Origin of the sequence: Enterobacter cloacae complex sp. SHL021, from assembly GCF_049237765.1 — a bacterium.
GTDB classification, from domain to species: Bacteria; Pseudomonadota; Gammaproteobacteria; order Enterobacterales; family Enterobacteriaceae; genus Enterobacter; species Enterobacter cloacae.
Genome location: NZ_JBMKJG010000022.1, coordinates 47,755 through 74,742, shown reverse-complemented (window position 1 = coordinate 74,742; position 26,988 = coordinate 47,755). Strand labels below are relative to the sequence as shown.

Annotated in this window: 18 protein-coding genes; 9 read left to right on the top strand and 9 right to left on the bottom strand. The window is 59.4% G+C overall.

Translation table 11 applies throughout. The features are described 5' to 3' along the window. The first annotated feature begins 184 nt into the window (after positions 1-184). The 5 genes from ACOTZF_RS19960 to ACOTZF_RS19940 all read left to right on the top strand — a co-directional run bounded on the left by ACOTZF_RS19960 (position 185) and on the right by ACOTZF_RS19940 (position 4,966). Positions 185-1,516: an MFS transporter gene (locus ACOTZF_RS19960; protein WP_038980953.1), complete on the top strand. Its 1,332-nt coding sequence runs from the start codon at positions 185-187 to the stop codon at positions 1,514-1,516. 35 nt (positions 1,517-1,551) lie between these two features. Then, entirely contained in the window at positions 1,552-2,301 is a 750-nt protein-coding gene (locus tag ACOTZF_RS19955; protein ID WP_129253227.1) for an SDR family NAD(P)-dependent oxidoreductase, read from the top strand. 12 nt (positions 2,302-2,313) lie between these two features. Beyond that, on the top strand, positions 2,314-3,159 hold the full coding sequence (locus ACOTZF_RS19950) for a transketolase (RefSeq protein WP_013098399.1): 846 nt from the start codon (positions 2,314-2,316) through the stop codon (positions 3,157-3,159). Then, on the top strand, positions 3,159-4,157 hold the full coding sequence (locus tag ACOTZF_RS19945) for a transketolase family protein (RefSeq protein ID WP_072200340.1): 999 nt from the start codon (positions 3,159-3,161) through the stop codon (positions 4,155-4,157). The genes ACOTZF_RS19950 and ACOTZF_RS19945 overlap by 1 nt, the downstream gene beginning before the upstream one ends. A 74-nt stretch (positions 4,158-4,231) precedes the next feature. Further along, positions 4,232-4,966 (top strand): class I SAM-dependent methyltransferase, encoded by a 735-nt coding sequence (locus tag ACOTZF_RS19940; RefSeq protein WP_020690739.1) that lies wholly within the window; start codon positions 4,232-4,234, stop codon positions 4,964-4,966. On the opposite strand, the gene ACOTZF_RS19935 is transcribed toward ACOTZF_RS19940, so the two are convergent. After that, the gene (locus ACOTZF_RS19935; protein WP_013098397.1) at positions 4,960-5,562 is read right to left on the bottom strand and encodes a short chain dehydrogenase; all 603 of its coding nucleotides are present in this window, start codon (positions 5,560-5,562) and stop codon (positions 4,960-4,962) included. The genes ACOTZF_RS19940 and ACOTZF_RS19935 overlap by 7 nt on opposite strands. A 97-nt stretch (positions 5,563-5,659) precedes the next feature. On the opposite strand from ACOTZF_RS19935, the gene ACOTZF_RS19930 reads away from it, so the two are divergent. The 3 genes from ACOTZF_RS19930 (at position 5,660) to ACOTZF_RS19920 (ending at position 8,352) form a co-directional block, all read left to right on the top strand. Further along, on the top strand, positions 5,660-6,547 hold the full coding sequence (locus ACOTZF_RS19930) for a LysR family transcriptional regulator (RefSeq protein ID WP_020690740.1): 888 nt from the start codon (positions 5,660-5,662) through the stop codon (positions 6,545-6,547). 19 nt (positions 6,548-6,566) lie between these two features. Beyond that, on the top strand, positions 6,567-7,748 hold the full coding sequence (locus ACOTZF_RS19925) for a PLP-dependent aminotransferase family protein (RefSeq protein ID WP_038420464.1): 1,182 nt from the start codon (positions 6,567-6,569) through the stop codon (positions 7,746-7,748). Between the two features lie 85 nt (positions 7,749-7,833). Continuing rightward, on the top strand, positions 7,834-8,352 hold the full coding sequence (locus ACOTZF_RS19920) for a DUF6622 family protein (protein ID WP_029883923.1): 519 nt from the start codon (positions 7,834-7,836) through the stop codon (positions 8,350-8,352). Between the two features lie 2 nt (positions 8,353-8,354). On the opposite strand, the gene ACOTZF_RS19915 is transcribed toward ACOTZF_RS19920, so the two are convergent. Further along, positions 8,355-8,774, bottom strand: coding sequence for a nuclear transport factor 2 family protein (locus tag ACOTZF_RS19915; protein ID WP_058651053.1), 420 nt, complete (start codon positions 8,772-8,774; stop codon positions 8,355-8,357). 98 nt (positions 8,775-8,872) lie between these two features. On the opposite strand from ACOTZF_RS19915, the gene ACOTZF_RS19910 reads away from it, so the two are divergent. After that, on the top strand, positions 8,873-9,604 hold the full coding sequence (locus ACOTZF_RS19910) for a helix-turn-helix domain-containing protein (RefSeq protein WP_038980944.1): 732 nt from the start codon (positions 8,873-8,875) through the stop codon (positions 9,602-9,604). A gap of 146 nt (positions 9,605-9,750) precedes the next feature. On the opposite strand, the gene ACOTZF_RS19905 is transcribed toward ACOTZF_RS19910, so the two are convergent. The 7 genes from ACOTZF_RS19905 to ACOTZF_RS19875 all read right to left on the bottom strand — a co-directional run bounded on the left by ACOTZF_RS19905 (position 9,751) and on the right by ACOTZF_RS19875 (position 26,923). Then, positions 9,751-10,098 (bottom strand): HigA family addiction module antitoxin, encoded by a 348-nt coding sequence (locus ACOTZF_RS19905; protein WP_038980942.1) that lies wholly within the window; start codon positions 10,096-10,098, stop codon positions 9,751-9,753. A 10-nt stretch (positions 10,099-10,108) separates the two neighbouring features. After that, positions 10,109-10,408 (bottom strand): type II toxin-antitoxin system RelE/ParE family toxin, encoded by a 300-nt coding sequence (locus tag ACOTZF_RS19900; protein WP_014832979.1) that lies wholly within the window; start codon positions 10,406-10,408, stop codon positions 10,109-10,111. Between the two features lie 253 nt (positions 10,409-10,661). Then, entirely contained in the window at positions 10,662-11,099 is a 438-nt protein-coding gene (locus ACOTZF_RS19895) for a hypothetical protein (RefSeq protein WP_038980939.1), read from the bottom strand. Positions 11,100-11,426: 327 nt separating this feature from the next. Next, the gene (locus ACOTZF_RS19890; protein WP_096897060.1) at positions 11,427-12,596 is read right to left on the bottom strand and encodes an HlyD family efflux transporter periplasmic adaptor subunit; all 1,170 of its coding nucleotides are present in this window, start codon (positions 12,594-12,596) and stop codon (positions 11,427-11,429) included. Between the two features lie 10 nt (positions 12,597-12,606). Then, complete coding sequence (locus ACOTZF_RS19885; RefSeq protein WP_421636197.1) at positions 12,607-14,799, bottom strand: type I secretion system permease/ATPase; 2,193 nt, start codon at positions 14,797-14,799, stop codon at positions 12,607-12,609. Then, a complete protein-coding gene (locus tag ACOTZF_RS19880; protein ID WP_013098387.1) occupies positions 14,796-16,199 on the bottom strand; it encodes a TolC family outer membrane protein in 1,404 nt (467 codons plus the stop codon). The genes ACOTZF_RS19885 and ACOTZF_RS19880 overlap by 4 nt, the downstream gene beginning before the upstream one ends. An 83-nt stretch (positions 16,200-16,282) precedes the next feature. After that, positions 16,283-26,923, bottom strand: coding sequence for a BapA/Bap/LapF family large adhesin (locus ACOTZF_RS19875; protein ID WP_129317798.1), 10,641 nt, complete (start codon positions 26,921-26,923; stop codon positions 16,283-16,285). Between the last annotated feature and the right edge of the window lie 65 nt (positions 26,924-26,988).

Sequence of the window (26,988 nt, the reverse complement as noted above, 5' to 3'; positions counted from 1 at the left end):
ACATAACATTGAGACGACATGCGGGCAATTTTATCCCGAGGTTATTTTTTTGAGCTGTATCGCGAATCAAATTTATCTCAGCAATAAATGAGGTTTATTGAATGGTGTTTCATTCATGAGCCGATATATTGACCTTGAACGTAAAAATAAAACGACTCACGTTGTTCGAATAATGAGGTAAGTTATGTCTCGTATAGAACATGCTGTCCCCTACATAAACACTAAAAAAACCAATTACCGTTTCGTTGTGCTGGCATTAATTTTTATTGTGTATGCCATTAACTATGCTGACCGAACAAATATTGGTGCAGTACTGCCCTTTATCATTGATGAGTTTCATATTAATAATTTCGAAGCCGGTGCCATCGCCAGTATGTTCTTTTTGGGATACGCATTGAGCCAAATTCCAGCGGGCTTTTTTATCGCCAAAAAGGGTATTCGCGGCATGGTGGCGCTGTCGATATTCGGCTTCTCGGCGTTTACCTGGCTGATGGGCACGGCGACCTCGGTTCTTGGGCTGAAGTTTATTCGTCTGGGGCTGGGGTTAACGGAGGGGCCGTGTCCTGTCGGGCTGGCCTCCACCATCAATAACTGGTTTCCACCCAGGGAGAAGGCCACCGCCACCGGCGTCTACATCGCGGCCACCATGTTCGCGCCGATCCTCGTGCCGCCGCTGGCGGTGTGGATCGCCATGACGTGGGGCTGGCGTTGGGTCTTCTTCTCCTTCGCGATCCCCGGTCTGGTCATTGCCGTCCTGTGGTATCTGCTGGTGCGCACCAGACCATCAGAGAGCGCATTCGTCTCTAAAGCCGAACTGGAGACCATTACTGTGGGTCAGGAGACGCCGGACGCCAGACGGGAAAACATCGTGATTTCACCGGGCTTTGCGCGCCTTGACCGCCTGATTCGCGTGCGGGACTTAGCCCCGGTGAGCACGGTAAAAGGGCTGTTTACCTCGAAGAATATCCTCGGCGACTGTTTGGCCTATTTCATGATGGTCAGCGTGCTGTATGGCCTGTTGACGTGGATCCCGCTCTATCTGGTGAAAGAGAAAGGCTTTACGTTTATGAGCATGGGGCTGGTCGCCAGTATGCCGTGCATCGGCGGATTTATCGGGGCGATTTTTGGCGGTTACGTATCCGACAAACTGCTCGGCCGTCGGCGTAAACCGACCATGATGTTTACCGCCATCAGCACCGTGTTAATGATGGTCATCATGCTGAATATTCCGCAAAGCACCGTTGCGGTTTGCGTGGGGCTGTTTTTTGTCGGCCTCTGTCTGAATATCGGCTGGCCTGCTTTTACGGCTTACGGTATGGCCGTTGCGGACAGTAAAACCTATCCGATAGCTGCGTCAATTATCAATAGCGGCGGAAATCTCGGCGGATTTGTTTCCCCGATGCTGGCGGGTTTTCTGCTGGATAAAACAGGAAGTTTTAACTCTGTATTTATTTATTTCGGTGTTTGTGCAGCGATTGGCCTGTTTGTGATTATGTTGCTGGATGAACCGAAATAAAAAATAAATTCCTTTTACCATAGTGGAGTAAATATATGCTACTGAAAGATAAAGTCGCCGTTATTACCGGCGCGGCTTCTGTACGCGGTTTGGGTTTTGCCACGGCTAAATTATATGCCGGGCAGGGTGCGAAGGTAGTGATTATCGATTTAGATGCTGAGGCCAGTCGGGCAGCGGCGGCGAAACTGGGTGAAGAGCATCTGGGCCTTGCGGCGAACGTCAGCAATGAATTACAGGTTAACGCCGCCATTGAGCAGGTGCTGGGAAAATACGGGCGCATCGATATTCTGGTGAATAACGCCGGTATTACTCAGCCGATTAAGCTGATGGATATTAAACGCGAGAATTACGACGCGGTGCTGGACGTCAGCCTGCGCGGCACGCTGCTGATGTCCCAGGCGGTGATCCCCACCATGCGCGCGCAGAAGTCAGGCAGCATTGTCTGCATTTCATCGGTATCAGCACAGCGCGGTGGCGGTATTTTTGGCGGCCCCCACTACAGCGCGGCTAAAGCAGGTGTGCTGGGCCTGGCGAAAGCGATGGCCCGTGAACTGGGGCCGGATAACGTACGCGTAAACTGCATTACACCCGGCCTTATCCAGACGGACATCACCGCAGGCAAGCTGAGCGATGAGATGAAAACCGCCATCCTGGCGGGCATTCCGCTTAACCGCCTCGGCGACGCGCAGGATATTGCCCACGCCGCGCTGTTCCTTGGCAGCGACCTTTCGTCTTACTCCACCGGTATCACGCTCGACGTGAACGGCGGCATGCTGATCCATTAAGGAGACTCGACGATGACGGATACCACAGTTCAACAGGTTGCCGCGGCGGCATGGCGTATTCGCCGCTATGCGCTGCGCATGGGCGAAGTGCAGGGGCAGGGCTACATCGGGCAGGCGCTGGGCTATGCCGACGTACTGGCCACCGCGTTTACCCACGGTATGAACCTCAAGCCGGACGAGCCGGAGTGGGAAGGTCGTGACCGTTTTCTGCTTTCCCACGGTCATTACGCCATTGCCTGTTATGCCGCCCTGATTGAAGCCGGGATCATTCCTGAAGAGGAGCTGGAGACCTACGGCTCGGACGACAGCCGCCTGCCAATGTCCGGTATGGCAACTTACACGCCGGGCATGGAGATCTCCGGTGGTTCGCTGGGGCAGGGGTTAAGTATTGGGGTCGGCATGGCGCTGGGGCTGAAGCACAAGCAGAGCGCGGCATGGGTCGTTAACTCCATGTCGGACGGTGAGCTTGACGAAGGATCAACCTGGGAAGCGGCTATGTCTGCAGCGCACCATGGCCTGTCGAACCTGATCGTGCTGGTGGACATTAACCGCCAGCAGGCAGACGGCAATTCGCACAAGATCCTTGGCTTTGAGCCGCTGGAGGATAAATGGACCTCGTTCGGCTGGTATGTGCAGCGCGTAAATGGCAACGATGTCCCTGCGCTGGTGGCGGCGTTTGATAACGCCAGACGCTATCCGGAAAACCAGCCACGCGTCATTTTGTGCGACACGCTGATGGGCAAGGGTGTGCCTTTCCTCGAACAACGTGACAAGAACCATTTTATTCGCGTGGATGCTGACGAGTGGCAAAAGGCACTCGCCGTGCTGGATGCCAACAAACCTGAAGGAGTGCTGTAATGAGCCAGATAACGGAGAAAAAACCGCGTTTAACCACGTCGGCCATGATTGCCTCTATTGCGGAAGACGGCCAGGAGACGCGCTCTGCACCGTTCGGCCATGCGCTGGTGAAGCTGGCGGAACAGCGCCCGGAAGTTGTCGGTATGACGGCGGATTTGTCGAAATATACCGATCTGCATATCTTTGCCCAGGCGTATCCGGAACGCTTCTTCCAGATGGGGATGGCGGAGCAACTCTTGATGGGCGCGGCCGGGGGAATGGCAAAAGAGGGGTTTATTCCCTTCGCCACGACATATGCTGTCTTTGCCACCCGTCGAGCCTACGATTTTATTCATCAGGTTATCGCCGAAGAGCATCTCAACGTGAAGATATGCGCTGCACTGCCGGGGTTAACCACGGGCTACGGTCCGAGCCACCAGGCGACGGAAGATATTGCGATTATGCGCGGTATTCCGGGGATGACCATCATCGATCCCTGCGACGCGATAGACACCGAACAGGCTGTACCGGCGATCGCGGCGCACAATGGGCCGGTGTATATGCGACTGCTGCGCGGCAAGGTGCCGGTGGTGCTGGACCAGTACAATTACCAGTTTACGCTGGGCAAAGCCGCGCTGCTGGAAGAGGGGAGCGACGTCCTGATCATCGCCTCAGGGCTAATGACCATGCGCGCGCTGGAGGCAGCAAAGCAGCTACGTAAGGATAACGTCAGCGTGGCGGTACTGCACTCGCCCACCATTAAACCGCTGGATGAGGAGACCATTCTGGCGCAGGCCGCGAAACCTGGGCGGCTGGTGGTGGTCGCCGAAAACCACAGCACCGTAGGGGGGCTTTGTGAGGCAGTGGCGTCGTTGCTGATGCGCCATCGCGTGCATGTCGACTTTGATACCGTTGCGCTACCGGATGCTTTCCTGGATGCAGGTGCGCTCCCGACGCTTCACGATCGCTACGGGATCTCAACGGCAGCCATGGTGGAGAAGATCCGGCGCAGGCTTTGATTCGCCAGACGGTTTAGTTGTCAACGGGCGAGGGGTGTTTTACCCTCGCCTCTGTTGCAATGAAGGAGTCCGTGATGGCACAAAATATCTACGACAACCCCGCCTTTTTTGAAGGTTACGCCCAGTTGCCGCGCTCGGTAGACGGCCTGAATGGCGCGCCGGAGTGGCCTGCGCTGAAAAGCATGCTGCCGGATTTACACGGCAAATCGGTTATCGATCTCGGCTGTGGTTATGGCTGGTTCTGCCGCGCGGCGCGTGAACTGGGCGCTTCTGCGGTAACCGGCGTCGATATCTCCGAAAAAATGCTCGCCCGTGCGGCAGAGCTGACCCACGATGACGGGATTGTGTATCAACGTAGCGATCTGGAATCGCTGGCGATGAAAGCGAACAGTTTCGATCTGGTCTACAGCTCGCTGGCGCTGCACTACCTGCCCGAGTTAAACACCCTGTTTGGCAACGTTCAGCGTGCGCTGAAACCCGGCGGCAGCCTGGTCTTTTCCATGGAGCACCCAATTTACACCTGCGCGACGCGTCAGGGCTGGTTGACCGATGACGCAGGCGTGCGTTTCTGGGGCGTGAACCACTATCAGGACGAAGGCCAGCGCGTCAGCAACTGGCTGGCAGACGGTGTGATCAAGTATCACCGCACACTGGGCAGCACGCTTAACGCCCTGATCAACGCCGGTTTAACGGTAAGCGAAGTGAACGAATGGGGGCCAACGCAGGCGCAGATTGACGCCTGGCCCGCGCTGGCCGAAGAGGCAGACCGCCCGATGCTGGTGCTGATTTCCGCCCGTAAGGCTCAGTAACCCACCTTATACACCCGCCCGGTCTGCACCCCTTCCACGCTGCGGCGATAGGCTTGCGCCACGGTGGCGGCCGGCACGCTTTCAAAGCCCGGGAAGAAGCCGTCGTACGTTTCGACCGATTCGGTGAGGACCGTCGGGCTTATCAGGTTGATGCGGATCCCGCGCGGCAGCTCGCAGGCGGCAGCGCGAACAAACCCTTCCAGCGCGGCATTCACCGTGGTGGCATTGACGCCCTGCGCGATGGGCTCGTGCGCCACAATCCCGCTAATCAGGGTAATGGAGCCGCCATCGTTCAGGTAGTGCTGGCCGGTCAGCGCCAGGCGCACCTGTCCGAGCAGTTTATCCTGTAAGCCCTGATTGAAATCGCTGTCTTTCATGGTGGCGAGAGGGCCAAAGTACAATCCGCCGCTGGCGGAGACAATCGCATCCACACGACCGACCTTCTCAAACAGCGCCTGCACGCTCGCCTGTGACGTAATATCCACCTGCTCATCGCCCTGCGTGCGGCCCACGCGGATCACTTCGTGGCGGCGACTGAGCGCCTCCGTTACTGCACGACCGACCGTACCGCTGGCACCAATAATGATGATTTTCATAGCCGACTCCTCATGTTGTGAGCCTTCATTCTTTAATAAATTAAAAGTCGGATAAACTGGGCTAAAGTTAGAAGATTGCTAACCAGAGGTTTGTAATATGGATAAGCTTCGCGGCATGGAAACCTTTATCGCCGTAGTGGAAAGCGGCAGTTTTACCGGGGCGGCCTCCCGTCTGGATATGTCGTCGGTGATGGTGGGGAAGTACATTGCGCTGCTGGAATCCGAGCTTGGCACCCGTCTGCTGGAGCGCAATACGCGACGTCAAAGCCTGACCGACGCCGGGCGGGTCTATTATGACGAGGCGAAGCGGGTGCTGGAGCAGGTGGCCATTGCCGAAAGCGCGGTGGAACGTCTGCGCGCCGCACCGGCGGGCACCCTGCGCGTGACGGCACCTACGTCGTTTGGCGGCTGCGTTATCGCGCCGCTGACCGCCACCTTTTTGCAGCGCTACCCGGCAGTACGTATCGAACTGGATCTCACCAACCGGATGGTGGATCTGGTGGAAGAGGGGGTCGATCTGGCCATTCGCATTGGTGATATTCGCAATGACGATCTGGTGGCGAAATACCTGTGCCCTTACAACATGGTGATCTGCGCGTCGCCGGATTATCTGGCGCGCCACGGTACGCCGCAAACGCCTGCTGATCTGGTGGACCATCTCTGCCTTTCCCACACGGTATGGACCGCGCGTAACGAATGGCGGTTGCCGGGTGTGGAGGGCGAAGTGCGCTGGAAGCGCGATGCCATTTTACGATGCAACGACGGCTACGGCTTACGCATGGCGGCGCGCGCTGGGGCAGGGCTGCTTCTGCAGCCGGAGGTGCTGGTGGCGGAAGAGCTGGCAAGCGGCAGGCTGGTTCGGGTTCTGGAGCCGTTTACACCCGCGCCAAGGCCGGTTCATTTACTGTGGCGTCAGGATTTACGTCCCCTCCCGAAGCTAACGGAATTTATTGCTCATATTCTGCTAAGATTGGGCACAATATAAAAAAGAAGGTAATCAAAGAATGTCTGCAAACAAACTCGCCAGCAGCGCGCAGGGCCTGCAATCTTCCGCCATCCGTGAATTATTAAAACATAGCAAAATGGCAGGCGTCATTTCGCTGGGTGGGGGTATTCCTAACCCGGCTTTGTTCGATCACGAAGGCCTGAAAATCGCCGCTGATGCCGTACTGTCGCAGCATTTTGGTGAAGCCTTCCAGTATGGTCTGACCGAGGGTGTGCCGGGACTGCGGGAAGAGATTCAGCGCATCTGCGAAGGGCGCGGGATCCGGTGCAAAGCGGATGATGTGGTCGTGACCTCCGGTTCACAACAATCCCTCGACGTGCTGGCGCGCGCGTTAATTAATCCGGGCGATACCGTCGTCGTCGAACGCCCAACCTATCTTGCCGCGCTGCAGGTCTTTGGTCTGGCGCAGGCGAATTTCGAATCCGTTGGCACCGATGGCGACGGCATGAAAGTGGATGAACTCGAAGCCCTGGTGGCAAATAAACCCATCAAAGCGGTTTATATTGTGCCGACATTTGGTAACCCGGGTGGCGTTACGCTGTCTGAGGCGCGCCGTAAACAGCTGGTGGAACTCTCGAAGCGCTATGACTTCGTGATTATCGAAGACGATCCGTACAGTGAAATTAATTACACCGACGAAGTTTTCCGCCCGTTAATTGCCCATGCCAAAGATATCGGCAACGAAGAGAACGTGGTGTATACCTCAACCTTCTCTAAAATTCTCGCGCCGGGCACCCGTGTGGGCTGGGTGCTGGTACCGGAGTGGCTGAAGCGTGCGGTGGTGAACCTGAAGCAAACCACCGATCTGCACACCAGCACGCTGTCGCAGCTGATGACTTACGAATACCTGAAAACCGGGCGTCTGGCCGGGCAGATCAAAATGATCCGCGAAGCCTATCGTCAGAAGTACCAGACGTTCGCCAACGAACTGGAAGCCGAGCTGGGCGATGTGATGTCGTTCCACAAGCCGAAGGGCGGCATGTTCCTGTGGGCGAATATGAAAAATGGTAGTAATACCACGCGCTGGCTGGAAAAGACGTTAAGTAACGGCGTAGTATTTGTGCCGGGCGAATTTTTCTACTGCAATGAGCCAGACCATTCGACGCTGCGTATGTCGTTTGTCACGCCAACGGATGAAGAGCTGAAAGAGGCGGTTCGTCGCCTGAAAAAATCGCTGTAAAAGACCTGCGCATAATGGCGCTCCTGCCGTTATGCGCAATACGCGTTCAGGGCGGCAGGAGCCGCGATCGTCCATGGTGATCTCCATGTTTGAATTTCTGCTCGGTGTCGTTACGCACACACCCGCCTGGGTGTGGGTGCTGTTTATCTTCCTTATCTCCCGCGGCATTAAAGCCCGCAAGCCCGCCACCGTGACGCTGGAGCGGCTTGCTATCATTCCGGGCATTTTTCTTATCTGGGATATTTACGATCTGGTGGTCTATCGCACGCTGACTCCTGCGACTGTTGCATTGTGGACGGCAGGGATCCTTGCCGGTGCGGCACTGGGGTACTTCCTGATTAAGCAGGCGGCTATCACCCGAGCTGAGGCACCGCGCAGCCTCCACCGTCAGGCAGACTACACCGCGCTGCCGTTTATGATGCTGGCGTTCGCGGTGAAGTATGTGCTGGGCGTGATGAGCGCCATCTCTCCCCATACAATGCAGCAACCCGCCATGAGCGCGCTGGCGATTATCTCAGGCGGGGTATTTGCGGGCGTGTTTATCGGAAAATTTGCGCGTTATGTTGAGGTATATAACCGTAGCGTACCGCGCCCGGCGGAGTGACGTTACTCTGTCGCATGGGCCAGCGTGCGATCTGAAGCATCGCCGCTGAGGGGCCGCGTGACTTCATGGATCCGCCAGATTTTCCCTTCACGCAGCGCGGCAAACAGGTAAACCTCGATCTCTGCCTGACGACCGCCAGGATACATGACCGTCACGATATGCCGGTCAGCTAGAAGTTCGTCATGACAGGCTATCTCCGCCACGGTAAAGGCGATCGTGCGAGTCTGCGAGCGGACGTGGCTCAGGTGCTGGATAAATCCCCGGTAATCAAGCGTGTGACCGTCCGTAACCTGCTGGTAATCGGGCGTAAAGATCTCTGCCGGATCGATATCGCCGTTGAATAAGCGGGTTAACAGGCACGCCATCTTTTCGCGCTGCGCGGCGTTGTCGGTGTCGGCTATCAGGGATGTGATTATGCTCATTAGGGGCTCCTTATGTGGTTTAGTCGCCATTATCCTTGACAGCCGAAGACGCAGTTTCTGTAATACGCCGATGAATAACGATTTTCGGTCAAAATGATATGGTGAGTACTGAGACGCTCCTTCATCCTGGCGGGTACCGAACCCCATGGCACAGCCATCGCGCTGGCCAGCTGTGGCGCATTGCAACGGGTCTGCTGGTGATTGAGTCGCAGCGGGGGCGCTCGGTCGTACCGGCAAAACACATCGGCTGGATCCCGCCAGGTAATCAGCACGCCGCCTTTTCTGAAAGCGCGATAGAAGGCAGCGCCATCTATCTTGACCCCGCCTGCTGCGCAAGGCTTCCCGATGTGCCCGCCCTGTTCGAACCCGACGATCTTACCCATGCACTGTTTTCCCGCTTAAGCGTTGCTGAAAGCGAGTACGATCCGCGAAAGCTCACCCTGCTGCTGGATGAGCTTGCCGTGGCACCTCAGGTGCACTTTTCTCTGCCCGTGCCGACGGATCCGCGTCTGAAGGACGTAGTCAGGCATTTGCTGCAGTTTGTCGATGATAATCAGACGGTTGAGAGCCATGCCCGCCAGGCGGGGATGAGCGTGCGTACGTTCAACCGTCGGTTTCGTGCCCAGACCGGAATGAACTTCGTTAACTGGCGGCAACTGGCGCGGGTAATGCAGGCAATGGAGTGGCTGGCCGCGGGGAAGCCGGTGGGGTGGATTGCGCTGTCTTGCGGTTACAGCAGCGTCAGCGCATTCATTGAGGTTTTCAGCGCGTGGACCGGTAAAACGCCGGGGCAATGGGCGCTTAAAGAAGCCCCTTTTGGGCGAAGGTAATGCGCGTGGCGTCGTTGAGATCCCGCTCTTTTAACGATTCCGGATTAACCCAGGCGATATCCTGAAATTCGGCATTAAACGTGACTTCCCGGTTGGCGCATGATTTCTTCCTGAAAAAGTATTAAGTAGGTAAATGCTGTGCCGAATCAGGCAACATCCGGTTGGCCACCTTTACGCTTCGCTATGACTTCCGCAACGGTTTTTATACGGCTTAGCTCCTCTTGCGTTCTGGCGTTTGATTGTGCTTCCCAGATATCGACGTTCAGTTGTAAGTTCAACCAAAATTCAATAGTGGTATCAAAGGCTTTTGCCAATTTTATCGCCATATCGGCGGTAAGCTTGCGATTGTTATTTACCAGCGCGCTGATGGTATTGCGGTGTACATTTAGCATCTCCGCCAGATCGCTGATTTTCAGATTGAGCGGTTCAAGATACTCATATTGCAACACGTCGCCCGGCGTGGTGGGTTTGCGGAGTGCCTGTTGAAGTATCATAGGTGGTGCCTCACTTGTGTTGCGTGTACTTGTGTGGAGAGAGATAGAGATCGTCTGCTTTTCCCTCTGCCCAGCGAAATACAAGCCTGTATTGTCTGTTTACCCGGATTGAGGAATATCCCTTCAGCGGCGGATTCAATGCTTCAAACATATTGCCCGGTGGTGAACGCAAATCCCGATGCGAGATGGCTGCATTGATGAGGTCGAGCTTTCTTGCAAGAACGGTTTCCAGATTTGAAGGAATAACATTGCTCGATCTCCCGTAAAGAAAAAAATCCTCAAGCCATTGATCCCGAAAATGATTAATCATAATGCTGGTAAGCTCCAGTCCATGAAGCTGAGTGGATAATAATGCACTCCCGCACAGTGCGCAAGTGCAGTTCTGTCTGCTGTTATGTTACCAGGGGAATGGCTGAAGGGAAGTAGGATGCATGACTAAAGGTTAATTCTCCGAGGTGGATTCCACTTCTGGCGTATGGCTCTATGCCCGGCGGCGCTGCGCTTGCACGGGCCTACGGGCATGTAGGCCGGGTAAGGCGTAGCCGCCACCCGGCAATCCGGGCTCAACCCAGCAACGCGATTCCAGCCTCCGTCCTCAGCCAGCGCGGGGCTTTTAGCTGGTCGGCAAAATATCCGGTGAGTTCAAAGAGTAAATCCCCCATCACGCGTGCGGATCCGGGCGTGAGCGCGTCAGTCATCAACAGTTGGGTAATTTCCTCGCAGTAGCGGCAGAGCTGGTCGGATTCGGTGTTGAATACAGGCTCACGTTCGGGAAATCGATCGACGGTGAGACGTTCCTGTAGGTGCTCAGGGATAGGCTCCAGCAGCATTGGGCGGAGCAGGGCAAAAGTCGAGGCAAGACGACCGCAGAGGGCTATTTTTCTCGCGGGATTGATCTCTTCCACCAGCGCTTCGCAATAGCGTTGGCAATTGTCGGCAAGATCGATGAAGTCGGTGTTGCAGTCGAAAGGGGTCGTGAAAAGTGCGTTACTGGTGGTCATATGACAGTTTCCATTAAGTGATTAAGACACTGCCAGAGAAATGCCAATTTCCCGGGTGGCAGGACTGAACGGAGTTGGCATTACCGGCCTTAATGGACACCGGCGCGTCTTGCGACGCCCCCGCCCAGCCCACCATTGGAATGTAGCCAGACGCACGGCGCAACAAGAGCTTACGCCGCCATTAAGTTTAACCGGGATGCCAATCCCGACGCCAGATTTTGCTGGCGTGGGAGGAACATACGCCCGGTTAACCATAAAAAGAAGAGGGTTATCCAGGAGAAATCCAATCCTGCGAGGCGGCTTCAGGAAATGATGTAAGGCGTTTCATCACCGCTCCCTCAGCGCTTCTTTCGCCCGGTTAAACGGCTTAATCATATAATCCAGCACCGTTTTCTCTCCGGTTTTAATATCCACCGTCGCAATCATCCCCGGCACAATTGAGAAGTGCCTGCCTGCTTTATTCACCAGGTAATCCTGGCTGGTGCGGATAAACACCCGGTAATAGAACACTTCCGGCTTGGCTTCGTCCTGGATGGTGTCCGGGGAAATCGTCTCTACCACCCCGTGCAGCCCGCCGTAAATGGCGTAGTCGTAGGCGGTGATTTTGACCAGCGCTTCCTGGTTCGGGTGGATAAAGGCGATATCGCGCGGCGAGAGGCGGGTTTCGATCAGCAGGTGATCGTCCACCGGCACGATCTCCATCAGCTCGCCGTTGGGCGGGATCACGCCGCCGATGGTGGTGACCTTGATGTTTTTCACGATCCCGCGCACTGGCGATTTCACCGTCAGGCGCGTGACGGAATCCTGACGGCCTTTCAGGATCGCCGAGACCATATCCACCTCCGCGTTGGCTTTGGAGAGCGCCTCGCGCGCCTGAACGTAATATTGCGAGCGCACGTCGGTGAGCTTCAGCTCCAGGTCACTTTTCTGCCGCTGCAGGCGCAGCACCTCTACGTGGCTGGCGGCCCCGGTTTTAACCAGCCGCTGGGTGATCGCCAGCTCCTTATTGGCGAGATCTAACGCGGCACGTAGCTCCCGCTGGGTATCCTCAAGCTGCGCGCGGCGGGAGTTATAGAGCCGCGTTTCGTCGGCAATTAAATCCGGCCATTCCTTCAGCGAAGGGGGGAATTTTAGCGGCAGATCGTTCACCTCGGCATACAGGCGCGCGCTGGAGGCCAGCGAGGCGCGATAGCGTGCGGCGCTTTCGCCGACGTTTGATTCTGAACGCGTGGGATCAAGGCGCGCCAGCACTTGTCCGGCCTGTACCTGATCGCCCTCGTGGACGTTCAGCTCGGTGAGGATCCCCCCGTCCAGCGACTGTAAAACCTGCTCGCGTGAGCTGGGGATCACTTTGCCGGTACCGGTTGAGACCTCATCCAGCACGCCAAACCAGGCCCAGATCCCGAGGACGATAAACAGCAGCAGAGAGAGGATCACGATTCGTCGCGCGCCGGTGTAGCCGCTTTCAGAACCGAGCGCATTATCCAGATCGTCCATTGCCGCGGCATCACGCTGACTGATTTTCATTTTTCCACTCCCTTGCGGCGGCTGCCTGCTGTTGTTGCATGCGGCTGTTGTTCAGCGCCTGCGCTTTCGGGGCATCCATCACCAGCATGCCCTCCTTGAGCACCACCACCCGCTCGACCAGTTCCAGCACCGGCACGCGATGGGTGGCGACGATCAGCGTACGGTGGCCGAGCCAGGCGCTCAGACGCTGGATAAACTCCCGTTCGGTATGCTCATCCAGCGAGGCGGTGGGTTCGTCCATCAGGACGATATTCGGGTCGCGCAGCAGCATGCGCGCCAGCAGGATCGACTGCCGCTGGCCGCCGGAGAGCCCCACGCCGTTCTCCATGATCGGATAGTCCAGCCCCTTCGGTAGCTTCTGCACAAAGCTCGCCGCGTCGGTTAACTCCAGTGCGGCGAAAATCTCCTCGTCGGTGGCGCGCGGCATGCCGAGGGTGATGTTTTCCCGCAGGGTGCCGTAAAACAGCCGTGCGTTCTGGGTCATAAAGCCGACGTTGCGCCGGACATCGGCGACGTCGAGGTGCGGCAGGCTGAGGTTGTCGAGCCGCAGCTCGCCGCCGGCCAGATCCATCCCGCCCGCCATCGCCTGCAGCAGGGTGGATTTGCCCGCGCCGTTACGCCCGAGGATCGCCACTTTCTCACCGGGCTTGATCTCCAGACGGTTGATGCGCAGCGCCATGCGCGGATCCTCCGGGTGATAGCGAAACTGCGCCTGCTCGAACAGGTAGTGACCGCGTAGCACGTCCTGGCGGATCGGCGTCTCCTCGCGCTGGTTCTCGGTAGGTAACTGCATAATGCTGTCCAGCCCCTCTTTTGCCGCTTTCACCTGCTGCCAGCGGGCCAGCACGCCGCACAGCGTCGCCATGGGGGCGATCATGCGCGAGGCCAGCATCGAGGCGGCGACCACCGAACCGGTGGTCAGCGTGCCGTCGATCACCATCGGCGCGCCGACCACGATCACGGCGGCGTAAACCAGGCTCTGGATGGTCATCCCCCAGCTGATCAGGTTCTGCGTCAGCTCGCGGGTACGCAGGCCGGATTCCGCAGTGATCTGGATATAGCTGTTCCACTGCTGCAAAAAGCGGTTTTCTGCCTGCATCAGCTTGATGTCCTCCAGCCCCTGCACGCTTTCTACCAGCACCGCGTTGCGCAGGGTCGATTCATGGGCGGATTGTTTCGCCAGCTCCGCCAGCTTCTTCTGCAGCAGCAGGCCGGGCAGAACCATGATCACCGCTGCCACCGGGGCGATCCACGCCAGCTGCGGGGCGATAATCGCCAGCACCACCACAAACAGCAAGAAGAAGGGCAGATCGACAATCGTCGAGATGGTGGAAGAGGTGACCATCTCGCGGATCTGCTCCAGCTCGCGCAGCTGGGAGATAAAGCTGCCGGTAGAGCGTGGGATCGCGCTGTTGCGTAGCCGCAGGGCGTGACCGAACACGCGATCCGAGACGCGCAGATCTGAGCGTTTGCCCAGCAGATCCATAATGTGCCCGCGCGCCACGCGCAACACGAAGCCAAACAGGGTGGCGATCAGCACCCCGATGGTCAATACATACAGCGTCGGGTAGGACTGGGCGGGGATCACCCGGTCGTACACCTGCATGGAAAAGACAATCCCGGAGAGCGACAGCACGTTGATAAACAGCGCGGCGAGCATCACCCAGCTGTAGGGGCGCAGGTCGCGCATCACCAGCCGGTAGAGCCAGTCCGGGCGGTATTTTGAGATATAGGCGTCCACGCGGCTGTCCTTCAGCGCTGCCAGCGGACGCAGGGCGATGACGTGGCGGATGGCGGGCAGCATCGCCGTCATCGACAAACGGTTGGTGTAGGTCTGGTCGTCAAAGAAGCTGACCTCCAGCGTATCGTCGCCGTCGAAATGCTCGATCACGCCAACCCTGCCGTCGTTTAGCGCCACCACCACCGGCAGACGCCAGCTGTTGATCGACTGCTGGCTGGCGGTAAGCAGCTGAAACGACAGCCCCGCCTCACGGGCGAGCTGGGTGAGGGCGGGCACCATCGGTTTGCCTTTCAGCCACGGTGCGCCTGCCAGCAGCGCGCCGGGAGAGCAGGCGACGCGGTAGCGCGTGGCAATAAAGCCAAAGGCCTGTGCCCACTGGGCCAGGGCGTCATCCGTCATGGGTTCAGCTTGCGGTATATCACGCTCTTTCATGGCTGGATCTCCACGGTCTGGATGGTGCGGTTATCAAGATCGAACGCATGGCGCAGCTGCCCGGTGTTGTAGAGGCAGTTGAGCTGCAGCTGATGCAGCTGACCAAGAGTCTGTTGCTGGGTGAAACGCGCCTGGTAGACCTCCTGCTCGGCGTTGAGCACATCGAGCAGCGGGCGTGAGCCAAGGTCAAGATACTGCTGCTGATACAGCTCGCGGGTGCGGGCGCTGAGCGCCTCCTGACGACCCTGGATCTGCAGGGTGCTGAGCAGGCTCATCACCTGACTGCGCGCCTCAAGCAGCTTCTGGCGAACCTCAAGGCGGGTGCGCTGAATGGTGGATTGCGCCGCTTCCACGGCGTGTCCGGCAGCGTTACGCCGGGCGGTGAGGCCGCCGCCCTGATAGAGCGGCATTTGCACTTTCACCCACGCGGAGTATTGCGTGCGATCCCGCGTTTCGTTACCCGCATAGCGGTCGTTGAGGTAGTGACGCACTTCCGGCTCCAGCGAGACGGTCGGGGTCATCTGGGCGTTGGCGTAATCAAGGTTGGCCTGCGCAACGTTCGCCTGCGCCCAGGCCGCTAACACCGCTGGCACCAGACGATCGTCCGGTTCGGCGATATCACAGCTGCGGGCCAGCTTTTGCGGAAAATCGTTGCCCACCTCGTTGAGGGTGTTCCAGCCGAGAAAACTCATCAGCGTGGCGCGGGCGCTGTCGAGGCTGGCCTGGTACTGCATGAGCTGGGCGCGGGCCCCTTCGATACGGGCATCGGTCTGCACCACGTCAGAGAGCGAGGTGGCCCCTTCGTCGTTACGCTGGCGGGTCAGCTTGCCAATGGAGGAGAGGGCGTCGAGCTGTTCTTTGGCGGTATCGACCATCTGCTGCCAGGTTTGCACTTCCACCATGGCGATGGCGGTATCGTGGGCGATGGTGTCGATGCTCACCAGCACGTTGGCCTGCTGCTGGGCAACCCCGGCGTTTTCGGCACGCACCTGGCTTGCCACCTTGCCAAAGTCGTACAGCATCTGGGAAAGAGAGAGCACCAGCGATGGCGTAAAGCCATTATCGTCGCCGTCATGGGTATAGCCATTGTCCATACCGGCGTTAATTTGCGGGTAGTATTTCGATTTGGCGACGTCCACCTCTTCACTCTGTTGGTAGAGTTTTCCTACCGCTTCACTGATGGCCGGGTGCCAGGTGACGGCGCGGTTGACGGCGTCGCCAAGCTGCAGCGTGCCGGGGGCGGCGTTGCCCGCCACAGGCGCCACGCGGCCATTCAGGGAGGGGAGTTCCTGCGTTTCGCGAAGTTGTCCGGTATTAATCATCGCCGCCGGATTAGCGGAGAGTGCGGGCACAGATATCAGGCAGCACGAGAGCCACCAGTAAGGCATCATCTTTCCCATGTCATGTCCCTAATAAAAAATAAGTACAGCTTTATTGTTTATGCCCGGGCGCAGTGCGCCCGGGTCAGGTACTACAGGTGCTATCAGGTCACGATGTGTTGCTGGTTAACTAACTCGTCGTAGGTGGTCTGGACGTTATCAAGCGTCACGAGCGTGGTATTGGTATAGGTGCTTCCTGTACCATCACGGTCGATGGAGATCACGGTACTGCCATTGCTGTTCGTCACATGCAGGTAATTACCGAGCGTTGACGCACTGCCGTTCCAGCCCACCAGCAGATCGCCGATGTCAATTTTGTCTCCCTGGGCCAGCGAGAAGTTGGTCCAGTGATCGCCGGCGGTACTGCTGACGTTACCCGCGGTGGCGTTGCCTGCGGTGCTGTTCAGCACCTGATAAATCAGCGTATCGCCGTACGCGGTGCCGGTAATGACATCGTTATGCTCAGAACTGACGAACTGCGGCGCCATATTGATGGTCAGCGTGGCAGTGTCCGTATTGCCGTTGGCATCGGTGAGGGTGTAGTTGAAGACCTCCTTAGACGTGATGGTTGAGAGCGACACCCCGCTGTTGAGGGTGTAGGTGTAGTGGCCGTCTGCGCCAATCGACAGCGTGCCGTAATGACCCGTGACGTTGACCAGCGTGCTGCCGGTGTAAGGATCCAGCGTGGTGGTGGTGCCGTCGAAGCCGGTAATGGTCACGCGGGTATCGACCGACTGCAGCTGATCCATCGCCCCGGCGGAATCCGTACCGTCGAAGATATTGCCGTCAACGGTGTGGCCGCTGGTGGAGTCGAACTGGGTCAGCGAGTAGGTGGTACCGTTCACGCTCGGGGTGATGGTGATATTGCCCACGCTCAGCCCCGGTACGCTGCCGGTATAGCTCAGCGTATAGGTCCCGGCGTTCAGATCCAGCCCGGTCAGGGGCACGTCGATACTGCCGCCCAGCAGTGAGCCGCCGCTGAAGGAGCCGGTGCGGATAACACCGTTGGCATCACTGATCGTCCAGTTCACCGTCAGCCCGCCCAGCGCCAGCAGCGACGCGACGTCAAAGTGCAGCGACGCGCTATGCAGGGCGGTGTTCGGATCCACCACAAAGGTCCCGCTTCCGCTGCCCGTGGTGGTACCTAGCAACGAGGTGGTCCAGCTGGCGCTGCCGACGGTGGTGTCAGAGTAAGCCGAGGTATGGTGTACCGACGTGACACTCATCTCGGTGCTGACATCGTTCACCGCATCCATTGCCCGCGCGGTTGGGGTAATGTTGAGCGAGCCCGTATCTTTCGCGCCGTTTGGTGCCGTAATGGTATAGACGAAGGTGTCCGGCGTGCTGATATGGTCCGCACCCACGCCGCTATTCAGGGTGTAGGTGTACTGGCCGGACGAATCAATGGTCAGCGTGCCGTATTCTCCCTGAATGTCGGTTGTTCCACTGCTGTTAACCGCCACACCGTTCACTTCCGTCACCACCGTGCCATCCGGCACCGGATCGTTCGCCAGCACATCCCCCGTGGTGCTCTCCCCGATGCTGGAGACGCTGTAGACATGATCCTGCAGCACGCTCAGGGTGTAGGCCGTCAGCGCGGTGATCCCTGCCGCCGTATTGAGCAGGAACAGATACTCCCCGGCAGGCAGGTTCAGCGTCAGCTGCGAGGAGGTGCCGCCCAGCAGCGGCGCGCGCAGCCAGCCCGGCTCAACGCGCATCTGCTCGAAGGTCTGGGTCGCGTTGTTGAACTTATAGACGTACAGGTCGAACACCGATGCCAGGGCTACGCCCCCCACGGAGGCCTGAATCGTCATGGTGCGGGTTGTACCTTCCTCCACGGTGTAGATGATCGGGTTGGTCATATCGTCCAGCAGGTTCAGCCCCAGCGTGTTGCCGAGATTGATCCCCACCAGGGTAAAGCCACTTTGCGACGATGTGCCGTTATCGATGGCCTGGACGGTGGTGTCGAAGGTCAGGGAAGCCGCGTCGTCTACGGCGACAATGCCATTCGCCACGCTGCCCGAACCGAGCGACAGCACGAGATTCGCCGACGCGCTGACACCGTTATGGGTAATGGTGTAGGTGAAGCTCTCCGTGCGGCCAATCACCGCGGCACTGGTGTCGGTGAGGTTGTAGGTGTAGCTGCCGTCGCGGTTAATGGTCAGCGTACCGTACTGCCCCTGAATCACCGTGCCGTCGGCGTTAACGCTGGTGGTGACCCCCAGCGCGTTGGTCACGGCGGAGACGGTCGTACCTGCCGGGGCGTTATCGCTGCCTGCGGTAGGATCGGTATCCAGGATCACGTTACCGTCCAGGCTGGTGTCGCCCGTTACGGTCCCGGCGCTGGTCTCTTTCACCGCCACATCCAGGCTGGTGTACGAGCCGGTTGCCAGCAGGTTGGTATTGTAGCTCAGCACGCGATACTGGCCATCAGCGAGCCCGGTCAGGTTCAGCGACACGCCGGTGGCCCCAAGGGTCAGCAAGTCGGCGAACTGCGGTTGTCCGGTATCCACGACGGTGGTCCAGGTGTTGTTGACGGTATCGAAACGCTGCACCACCAGCTCCAGGGTGTTGAGCAGCGAAAGTACCGCCCCCGTGGCGTTGGCATTGACCACAATATCTGCACTGCCGCCGCTGCCCACGTTGAACTCAACCTGGGCTGTATCGTTGCCCAGCAGGGTCAGCACGTTGCCTACGGCACCCACCAGCAGGAAGCCATAGTCGCTGTACTGGCTGTTGGTGACGGTGGCGGTGGTACTGAGATCCAGCTCTTCAACGTTATTGCTGGCAGAGAGCGGCACCACCGGCGCAAGGACCGAGCCCGGCTGCGAGGTGTTACCCGCCGCATCGGTGGCCGTGATCTGCAGCGTCTGGCCTTCGGTCTGCTTGTTGAGGAAGGTGTAGCTGTAGGCGCCATTGCTGTCTGCGGTGGTGGTCACCGTTGAGCCGTCCGCGAGGCGGATGGTGACGGTGCTGCCCGCTTCCGCCGTACCGGTCAATACGCTGCCGTCAGCGTTAAAGGTCCCGGCAGGCGCGTTTGGCGCCGTCACGTCGACGATAACGGTTGTCGAGAGCGAGATCGGGCTGGTGCCGGCTGAGTTGGTTGCCGTGGCGGTAAAGGCGTGTGATCCCTCGCTTAATGCCGGGGTCGTAAAACTCCAGTTACCGCTGGCATCCGCCACTACCGTACCCATCGACACGCCGTTGTTATACAGCGTGACGGTGGCGTTCGGCTGTGCGGTGCCGCTCAGGGTTGGCGTGGTGTCATCGGTGGTTTTACCGTTGGTCAGCCCTCCGGTAACGCTACCGACGTTATCGTCAATGTTGGCGATAACCGGTGCATTTGGAATGTTGGTTGATGGCGCAACCACCGAGGCGCTGACGCCAGCGTTACCGGCTTTATCGGTCGCATAGACCAGCAGCGCTTCACCGTTGGTCTGCGCCGTGGTGAGGGTAGCGCTAAAGTTGCCGTTACCGTCTGCCGTCGCGGTACCGAGCACCGTGCCGTTACCGCTGGTGATGGTGACGGTGCTGCCCGCTTCCGCGGTACCGGTGACCTGGGTTCCGTTAGCGATCACCTGCAGGCTGGTCGGTGCGCCCGGTGCCGTCAGGTCCACCAGGATTGTGGTCACGGTTGATGGCGCGCTGGTATTGCCCGCGGCATCGGTGGCGGTGGCGGTGAAGCTGTGCGAACCTTCCGTCAGCGTGGTGGTGGTCTGCGCCAGCGTCCAGTTGCCGTTGGCATCGGCGGTGACCGTGCCAACCAGCGTGCTACCGTCGTAGATACGCACCGTCGCATTGGCTTCGGCGGTACCGCTCAACGCTGGTCGGGTGTCGTTGGTCGGGTTATTGCCCGTCACCGGCCCGGTAACGCTGCCCACGTCGTCTACAATCGCGCTGATAACCGGTGCGGCTGGCGCGGTGGCATCCACGTTGATCACATACCCGCTGGTGGGTGCGCTGGCGTTGCCCGCCGCATCGGTGGCGGTAAACGTCAGGCTGTGTTGACCATCGCTGAGCGCCGGGGATGGCGTAAAGCTCCAGTTACCGCCGGTGGCGACAACGCTGCCAATCTGCACGCCGTTATCGAAGATTTTCACCGTCGCGCCCGCTTCCGCCGTGCCGGTGAGGGTTGGCTGCGCGTCGTTGGTCAATCCGCCATTGGCGACAGGCGTGGCGGCATTCCCGACGTCATCCACAATGCTGCTCAGCACCGGCTGCGCAGGCGGCGTGGTGTCGATGGTCAGGTTGAAGGTTGCTGACGGCGCGCTGGTGTTACCTGCCGCATCCGTCGCCTGAGCCGTAAAGCTATGTGGACCGGTTGCCAGCGTGGTGGTCAGCAGAATGCTCCAGTTTCCGCTGGCATCCGCGGTACCGGTGCCCACCAGCGTCGTACCTTCATAAATGTTCACCGTGGCAAACGGTTCGCTGGTACCGACGAGACGCGGAATGGTGTCGTCGGTGCTTTGTCCGGAGCTGACAGGGCCGGTGATCGTGCCCACGTCATCAACCGCCTGGCTGATAACCGGCGCGTTCGGCGCGGTGGTATCCACCACCAGCGTAAAGTCAGGCGATGCGGGGCTGACGTTGCCCGCCGCATCGGTGGCCGTGACGGACCAGGTGTGGCTACCATTCGCCAGCGCTGTGGACGGGGTAAAGCTCCACGCGCCGCTGCCGTCAGCCTGGGCGGTGCCGACCTGCTGCCCGTCCTGATAGACAGTGATGGTCGCGTTGGCCGCGGCTGTGCCGCTAAGGGTTGGGGTGGTATCGTCCGTGCTCTGCCCGGAGGAGAGCGGTGTCTGAACGCTGCCCACGTTATCGCTCGCGGTCAAAATGGACGGCGCTGTTGGTGCGGAGGTATCCACCGTCAGGTTAATCGGTGCCGACGTGCTGCCGGTATTGCCTGCAGTATCGGTGGCGTTGAAGGTGATGGCATGTGGCCCTTCGGTGAGCGCGGTACCCGGGGTGAAGGTCCAGTTCCCCTGAGCATTGACGACCGCGGTGCCAATCTCGCTGCCATCAACAATGATGTGCACCGTGGAACCGACTTCGCCCGTGCCGTTGAAGGTGGGTTTTGTGTCGTTGGTGCTGTTGCCGCTGGTGAGCGTCCCGGTGACCGGACCGACATCGTCAATCACACTGGTAACCACCGGCGCGGAAGGACCTGCGGTATCAACCGTGAAGACGAAGACCGGCGAGTTGGCTGAGACGTTACCGGCGGCATCGCTGGCGTTGATGCGAATGTTATAGCTGCCATCTCCCAGCGCCGGATTAGGGGTAAAGCTCCAGTTGCCGTTGCTGTCTACCGGTGCGGTACCGATCTCCACGCCATTGTTCAGGATGTGGATGGTACTGCCGACAGCGCCTGTCCCACTGAGCGTTGGCGTGGTGTCATTGGTGACCTGGCCGGTGGTGAGATTACCGACAATCCCGCCCGCCACGTTGTCGCTGACGGTTTCCAGCACGGGGACCGCCGGCGCCGTCAGGTCAACCACCACGCTCCAGGCGTTTGACGACAGGCTGACGTTACCCTGCGGATCGGTGGCCTTGACGGTGAAGCTGTGTGGCCCTTCGACGAGGGCGGTCTCAGGCGTAAAGCTCCACGCGCCGGTACCGTCCGCCGTGACGATGCCAATCTGCGTATTGCCATCAAAGATCGTCACCACGCTGTTCGCTTCCGCCGTACCGGAGAGGGTAGGCGTTGCGTCGTTGGTGGTATTGCCGCTGACCACGGTCGTGGCGGTGTTGCCGACATCATCGGTGACGTTAACAATCACCGGGGTGGTGGAGCTGGTGTCAACCACAATAGTGAAGCCTGCCGATGGCGCACTCTCGTTGCCCGCCGGATCGGTCTCACGGATGGTCAGGACGTTATTGCCCTCCGCCAGCGCGGACGGCGTGAAGCTCCAGTTACCCGTCTGGCCGACCACGGTGGTGCCCAGCAGGGTGCCGTTGCTGTAAATGGAGATAGTATCGCCCGCCGTGCCGCTACCGGTCAGGGTTGGGCGGTTGTCATTGGTGGTCTGCCCGTCCGTGAGTGGACCGGTGCCCGGGCCGACATCATCAATAACTGCGCCAATGACAGGCGCGTCAGGGGCGGTGAGATCAACAGTGACGGTCGCCACCGGCGAACGTCCGCTGGTTTCGCCATTCAGCGTGGCGGTGACCTCAAAGGTGTGCGCTCCTTCACCCAGCGGCAGAGTTGGCGTATAGCTCCAGTCGCCGTTTGCATCGGCGGTTACGGTTGGCAGCAGAACCTGCACGCCATCCTGATAGACAGTGATTATGCTGCCTGGCTCTGCTGTCCCGACAAGGGTCGGCGTCGTGTCGTTGGTGGTTTTGTCTTTCACATCGCCCGTAACCGGGGCCGTATCGTCGTTGATGACCGTAATGACGGGCACGTCCGGGAGGTTCGGCTGCGTACCGGTGACGGTATAGGAGGCTTCAGGGCTGAGATTCCCTGCAGCATCCGTGGCGGTGATGGTCAGCGCCGCGCCGTCCTGCTGGGCCGGGCTGAGCGCCACGGAGAAGTTGCCGCCGGAGACCACCCCGGTACCGATCACGTTACCGCTGGCGTCTGTAACGATAATGGTGGCACCCTCTTCGCCGGTACCGGTCAGCGGCGTCCCCTGTGCAGCCACGCTGATATTGTCCGGCGCTGCCGGAAGCACGGTATCCACCGTGACGGCAAGCGGTGCAGAGCTTCCTGAAGCGTTACCTGCCGGGTCGACCGACGAGACGGTGAAGCTGTGTGGGCCTTCCGCCAGTGTGGTGTCGGCGGTCCAGCTCCAGGTACCGTCCGGCTGGACGGTGACCTGGACTGTGGATGGCGTACCGTCCACGCTGACAATCACGGTGGAGCCCGGCTCGCCGGTGCCGTTGAGTGTTGGCGTACCGTCGCGGGTATAGAGCGTCCCGTTGGTGAGCTGGCTGTCTTCAACGCTGTTGATCAGCGGGATCTCAGGTGCAGTGGTATCGACGGTGACGGTAAAGACCGGGCTGAGTGCGCTGACGTTACCCGCAGCGTCGACTGCCGCAACGGTGATGTTCAGCGGGCCATCCGTCTGCGTGGGCAGGGTGAATGACCATTCGCCGTTAGCCACAACCACGCGTCCAAGCTCGACGCCATTGTTGTAGACGATTACCGTTTCACCCGTCACACCGGTTCCGCCGACGGTTGGCGTGGTATCCGTAGTAACACCGCCATTCGGCTCACCGGCGATGGCGCCAATCACCGGGGTATCCGGTGCGAGGGTATCGACGGTGATGGTGATCCCCGTAGAAGGGTCAGAGACGTTACCCGCCTCGTCGGTGGCGGTAGCGGTAAATTCGTGGCTGCCCTCGTCAATAGCGCTTTCAGGACGCCAGCTCCAGTTGCCGTTGCCGTCTACCGTGACGGTACCCACGGCGGCTGGCGTGCCGCCATCAACGCTGTCGTAAATGGTAATCACATCATTTGGCGTACCGGTGCCACTCAGTACCGGACGCGGATCGTTGATGGTTTCGCCATCGGCAACCGGGCCGGTTATCTGGCTGACGCTGTCGGTAATGACCGGGACCGCGGGCGCGGCAGGCGCGTCGGTGTCGATGGTGATAGTCACCGGCTGGGACGGGGCGCTTTCGTTACCCGCGCCGTCCTTGTTGGTGACGGTCAGGGTAATGTCATAGGTGCCGTTGGGCAGGTCGGTGGATGGCGTCCAGCTCCAGTTGCCGTCGCCGTCCACCACGGCGTCACCGATTTTGTCGGTGCCGTTGTAAATCGTCACCGTATCGCCCGGATTACCGGTACCGCTCAGCGTCGGCGTGGTATCACGGGTGGTTTCCCCCGGGTTCAGCGACGTGGGTGCTGAGCCATCCGGGTTTACGGTGATGGCTGGCGTGTCCGGTGTGGCCGGTGCGACGGTATCAATCACCAGCTCGAACGGATCAGAAATCGAGGTATTCCCGGCGGCATCTGTGGCATGGATCGTCAGCGAATGCGGGCCGTCGGTGAGCGGGGTGGTAGGGGTAAAGCTCCAGCCGCCGCTGCCGTCGAGCGTTGCGGTACCGAGCAGCGTGGTGCCGTCATACACGGTGATGACCGTGCCGTCCGGGGCGCTCCCCTGAAGTAACGGCTGGGTGTCATCCGTGGTATCGCCGCTGCTGAGCGGGCCTTTAACGTCTCCGGCGTCGTCGGTGACGGTTGCCAGCGTCGCGACCGGCGGTGGGGTGGTATCAACGGTAAAGGTAAATCCACCGGATACCGGGCTGGTGTTACCGGCGACGTCGGTGGCGATCGCGGTCAGGGTATGCGTGCCGTCGCCAACCGGCGTGGTGGGCGTAAAGGTCCACGCGCCGCTGCTACCGACCACCGCGGTGCCAATATCGACGCCATCCAGACGGATGGTGATCGTTGAGCCGGGTTCACCGGTACCGTTGAGCGTCGGCGTTGCGTCATTGGTGGTGTCGTTGGCACCCACCGGGCCGGTGCCCCCAGGGATATTATCGACAAGCTGGGTTATGGCGGGCGCATCAGGCGCCGTTCCGTCAATGGTAATGGTCCAGGCGTTTGAAACGTTACCGTTGCTTGATGTCGCCGTCAGTACATGGGCACCTTCGGCCAGCGGGGTGGATGGCGTAAAGGTCCACTGGCCAGATGATGGAACAACGACCGTGCCGAGGACGTCGCCGCCGCTATGGATGGTGATGGTCGAGCCTGGCTCCGCCGTGCCGTTCAGGGTAGGGGTGCGGTCATTGGTGATCCCATTCTGGCTGATGGGGCCTGTGACGCCGGGTTGATCATCCACCACAGAGAGGATATCGGGTGTCGTGTCCGGTGCGGTGAGGGACGCCGCCGGACTCTGGTTGCCCGCCGCGTCAGTGGCTACCACCGAAAGCTGCTCGCCGTTTGTTTGTGCAGGCGAAAGGGTCGCAACAAAGTTACCGTTGCCGTCAGTGGTGGCGCGGCCAATCACGTCGCCGTTGCTGTTGGTGATGACGATTTTGCTGCCTGGCTCGGCGGTGCCGGTAACCTGGGTTCCCACCGGGTTAATGGCAATAACGGGCAGCGCCGGTGGCGTGGTATCGACGGTAAAGTTTACTGGCTGGGATTCTGCGCTCTGGTTGCCCGCCGCATCGGTTTGTTTGATGGTGATCGAGTGCGGACCTTCCGCGAGCGGGTTGTCTGGCCTGAGACTCCAGGTGCCGTTTGGCAGCACGGTGGTTTGCCCAATCAGCACACCGTTGTCATAGACCTGGATTGTGCCGCCAGGCTCTCCCCGTCCCGCCAGCAGTGGTTCAGAGGAGTCGGTGAACTGGCCTGCGGTAATTGCGCCTTTAATGGCCCCAGTCTCATCGCTCAGTACAATCGCCGTTGGCGTTGCCGGAGGGGTGAGATCCACGGTGAGGGTGAATACCGGAGAGGCGGGTCCGGTGTTGCCAGCGGCATCGGTTGCCCGAACGGTGAACTGGTGGGTGCTTTCACCCAGATTGACCGATGGCGTGAAGGTCCACGTGCCGTTGCTGCCGGTGACCGCCGTGCCAATAGCGACAGAGCCGTCATAGATGGTTACGGTGGAGCCTGGTTCGGCGGTGCCCGAGAGCTGAGGACGCGGATCGTTAGTGCTGCCTCCGCTGCTTACCGTTCCTTTGCCGGGATCAATATCGTCCGTTGCGCTGCTAATGGTGGGTGCACCGGGCGCAACCGTATCGACAACAAAACTGACGGCAGCGGATGCCGGACTGGTGTTGCCTGCCGCATCGGTCGCGGTTGTGGTAATGGTGTGGCTGCCGTTGGCGAGATCGGTGGTGGGGGTAAAGCTCCAGCTACCTTTAGCATCCACCGTGGTGGTGCCAATCTGCTTGCCGTTATCGTAGAGGGTGATGGTGCTGCCTGGCTCGCCGATACCGCTGAAGGTCGGGCGGGCATCATCGGTACGCTGGCCGTTTTCCAGCGGGCCCGCTTTGTTGCCGGCATCGTCATTTACCAGCAGGATGTCCGGGGCATCCGGCGCGGTGGTGTCCGGAGCGGTTACGGTCGTGCCCGGGCTGGTATTCCCGGAGGAATCCGTCGCGGTGGCAGTAATTTGTTCGCCGTTAGTCAGCGGCGTCCCCAGGTCGATGGTGAATTTACCGTCGCTGCCGGTTTTACCGGTGCCGATGACGTTGCCGTCGGCGTCCTTCAGCGTGATGGTACTGCCCGGTTCGGCGGTACCGGAGACGGTTTTACCATCCGGCGAGAACTGCAGACCGGACGGGGCATTCGGCGGAGTGGTATCCGGATCGGAAGGGTTTGTCGGCGTGCCGGGGTTGCTGCCGTTGTCATCATTGTCATCCCCACCGCCGCCACCGCCGGTGCTTGCCGCCGCCGCGATGCCACCCGCGGCGACAATGCCACCCAGTACCCATGGCCAGATGGCCGCGCCGCCTGCATCACTTCCGGATGCGGCAAGCAGGACGTCAGTGGAGGCAATAGATTCATAGGTGGCCGCCCCGGCGGGGTCCTGAATCCACCACAGCGCTCCCTCACTGTCCTGCAGTACCAGCTGGCTCGCCCCTTGCGCATCGATGACGAAGAAATTTTTAACGGTAATCACCTCGCCGGAGTGTAGCGTGATCACCAGATCGTTACCGTTGCGGGCGAAGTCAGCGACATTGGCTCGCTCTACCTTAAGCTCAACGATAGAGGAATGGCTCAGCGTAACCTGAGTGCCTTCCGTGGTGGTTTCCACACCCGTAAGTTTCGATATAACAGAGATTTGGCTCATTTAGTGAGTACTCCAGCAGAGTTATCGTTAACGGCGAGCAAGATGAGCCATCTCTGTTAAGGGTA

What these genes read in the sequence shown, in the direction of transcription:
- ACOTZF_RS19920 (WP_029883923.1), top strand. Translation starts at nt 7,834, where the DNA reads ATGTTTGAATTTCTGCTCGGTGTCGTTACGCACACACCCGCCTGGGTG.
- ACOTZF_RS19885 (WP_421636197.1), bottom strand. Translation starts at nt 14,799, where the DNA reads ATGAAAGAGCGTGATATACCGCAAGCTGAACCCATGACGGATGACGCC.
- ACOTZF_RS19960 (WP_038980953.1), top strand. Translation starts at nt 185, where the DNA reads ATGTCTCGTATAGAACATGCTGTCCCCTACATAAACACTAAAAAAACC.
- ACOTZF_RS19940 (WP_020690739.1), top strand. Translation starts at nt 4,232, where the DNA reads ATGGCACAAAATATCTACGACAACCCCGCCTTTTTTGAAGGTTACGCC.
- ACOTZF_RS19895 (WP_038980939.1), bottom strand. Translation starts at nt 11,099, where the DNA reads ATGACCACCAGTAACGCACTTTTCACGACCCCTTTCGACTGCAACACC.
- ACOTZF_RS19875 (WP_129317798.1), bottom strand. Translation starts at nt 26,923, where the DNA reads ATGAGCCAAATCTCTGTTATATCGAAACTTACGGGTGTGGAAACCACC.
- ACOTZF_RS19905 (WP_038980942.1), bottom strand. Translation starts at nt 10,098, where the DNA reads ATGATACTTCAACAGGCACTCCGCAAACCCACCACGCCGGGCGACGTG.
- ACOTZF_RS19910 (WP_038980944.1), top strand. Translation starts at nt 8,873, where the DNA reads ATGGTGAGTACTGAGACGCTCCTTCATCCTGGCGGGTACCGAACCCCA.
- ACOTZF_RS19950 (WP_013098399.1), top strand. Translation starts at nt 2,314, where the DNA reads ATGACGGATACCACAGTTCAACAGGTTGCCGCGGCGGCATGGCGTATT.
- ACOTZF_RS19945 (WP_072200340.1), top strand. Translation starts at nt 3,159, where the DNA reads ATGAGCCAGATAACGGAGAAAAAACCGCGTTTAACCACGTCGGCCATG.
- ACOTZF_RS19925 (WP_038420464.1), top strand. Translation starts at nt 6,567, where the DNA reads ATGTCTGCAAACAAACTCGCCAGCAGCGCGCAGGGCCTGCAATCTTCC.
- ACOTZF_RS19915 (WP_058651053.1), bottom strand. Translation starts at nt 8,774, where the DNA reads ATGAGCATAATCACATCCCTGATAGCCGACACCGACAACGCCGCGCAG.
- ACOTZF_RS19890 (WP_096897060.1), bottom strand. Translation starts at nt 12,596, where the DNA reads ATGGACGATCTGGATAATGCGCTCGGTTCTGAAAGCGGCTACACCGGC.
- ACOTZF_RS19935 (WP_013098397.1), bottom strand. Translation starts at nt 5,562, where the DNA reads ATGAAAATCATCATTATTGGTGCCAGCGGTACGGTCGGTCGTGCAGTA.
- ACOTZF_RS19900 (WP_014832979.1), bottom strand. Translation starts at nt 10,408, where the DNA reads ATGATTAATCATTTTCGGGATCAATGGCTTGAGGATTTTTTTCTTTAC.
- ACOTZF_RS19955 (WP_129253227.1), top strand. Translation starts at nt 1,552, where the DNA reads ATGCTACTGAAAGATAAAGTCGCCGTTATTACCGGCGCGGCTTCTGTA.
- ACOTZF_RS19930 (WP_020690740.1), top strand. Translation starts at nt 5,660, where the DNA reads ATGGATAAGCTTCGCGGCATGGAAACCTTTATCGCCGTAGTGGAAAGC.
- ACOTZF_RS19880 (WP_013098387.1), bottom strand. Translation starts at nt 16,199, where the DNA reads ATGGGAAAGATGATGCCTTACTGGTGGCTCTCGTGCTGCCTGATATCT.